Here is a 1,682-nt window from a genome sequence, read left to right as displayed (position 1 = left end):
ATTCATGAATTGTCCCTACCTGAGCTATTACTAGATCGCCACTTTTCCCGCGATAATCGATAGAGACAATGTTCCTTAAGAAAATGCCCGACGGGAAGGCTAGGATGCTCGAATGTTTCAATCTCCCGATTCATTCCTAATCGTTCCATGACGGCACTAGATCGATGATTATTAATAGCGGTAAATGATACGATCTCTGGTAACTCCAGTCTATTAAATCCAACTTTCAACGCAGCCTGAGCCGCTTCGGTGGCATAACCTTTGCCCCAATAATCAAACGCCAATCGCCAGCCGATTTCGACACAGGGCGAAAACGGTAGATCTGCGCTTGGGATGTGTAATCCGACAAAACCGATAAATTGGTTGTCTTGTTTCGATTCTACCGCCCAGAAACCCCAACCACGTTCATTTATTAACGTCTGCAATCGATCGAGCATCGCATCACTAGCAGCTCTATCTAATATACTAGGAAAAAATTCCATCACTCGCGGATCTGCATTAAGCCTTGCAAAAGGTTCTCGATCTGATTTTATCCATTGGCGTAAGCGGAGTCGCTCAGTTTCAAACTCGATTAATGCTGCCATTTTTTGATTTAAAATATTTACTTCCCTTATTATTCTTCTCTCTGCGTTCTCTGTCTTGATTCGCTGTCTTGTCTTTTTTTTATGCGGGGGCACCCCCCTAATAAAAACGCCGCTAAACCGTCGGGAAACAAAGGCGTGCGCGAATCGCTGCGCCTCTGCGGTTAAAAAAGATGGGCGTGGTAGAAACCCAACATTCATAAATTGTAGTTGGGTTGTTGGGTTGTTTCCTTCTCTTCTCTTCGAGACGCTGTACCTAACGGTAGGCTATCGCCAACGCGAACGGAAAGGCTGTGCCTACGGCAGGCTATTGCAAGGCAAACGCTCCGCTACCGCCAACGCCAACATTCTTCAACCCAACCTACAATTTGCTGTTCTACCTTACTACCCAAGTATCCTTCGTTCCCCCACCCTGAGAAGAATTAACCACCAGCGAACCCTCCTTCAACGCCACCCGCGTCAACCCACCTGGATTGATATAGATATCCCGCCCATTGAGAATATACGGGCGCAAATCCACATGTCTGCCATCGATACCATCGGGGAGCAACGTCGGCACCCGCGATAAACACAGCGTCGGCTGGGCGATATAGTTGCGCGGATCTGCCGTAATCTTGGCTGCAAATTCGCTCCGCTCCTCCGCCGTAGATTTAGTGCCAATTAACATCCCATAACCCCCTGATTCGGCGGCGGCTTTGACGACTAATTTATCTAAATTCTCTAGTACAAACTGGCGTTGCTTCGGCTCCCAACATTGATATGTCGGCACATTGGGGATAATTTGATCTTCATCCAGATAGTATTTGACGATCGCAGGCATGTAAGCATACACCACTTTATCATCTGCTACGCCCGTACCTGGAGCATTTGCGATCGCGACTCGCCCCGCCCGATAGACATCCATCAAGCCAGGAACCCCCAGCATCGAATCAGCCCTAAAAGTGAGGGGATCGATAAACTCATCATCGATGCGGCGATAGATCACATCTACCTGTTGCAAGCCTTTGGTGGTTCGCATTTTTAAAAACCCATCGGAGATCGTCAAATCCCTCGACTCGACTAACTGCACGCCCATTTGTCGTGCTAGGAAGGAATGCTCAA

2 protein-coding genes are annotated in these 1,682 nt (G+C 48.0%); both read right to left on the bottom strand.

Annotated features, from left to right (window positions below):
* Window positions 1-2: 2 nt before the first annotated feature.
* On the bottom strand, window positions 3-584 hold the full coding sequence (locus RMO79_RS18600; protein WP_310484732.1) for a GNAT family N-acetyltransferase: 582 nt from the start codon (window positions 582-584) through the stop codon (window positions 3-5).
* Window positions 585-957: 373 nt separating this feature from the next.
* The coding region (locus RMO79_RS18595; RefSeq protein ID WP_310484731.1) for a circularly permuted type 2 ATP-grasp protein at window positions 958-1,682 on the bottom strand (725 nt) is incomplete at its 5' end.

This window comes from Chamaesiphon sp. VAR_48_metabat_403 (assembly GCF_031422475.1).
GTDB lineage: Bacteria > Cyanobacteriota > Cyanobacteriia > Cyanobacteriales > Chamaesiphonaceae > Chamaesiphon.
The sequence above is the reverse complement of the archived record's forward strand: the minus strand, read 5'-3'. Positions and strand labels throughout refer to the sequence as shown.

Bases quoted from the DNA above. Each gene is read 5' to 3' on its own strand.
- RMO79_RS18600 (WP_310484732.1), bottom strand. From the start codon at position 584: ATGGCAGCATTAATCGAGTTTGAAACTGAGCGACTCCGCTTACGCCAA.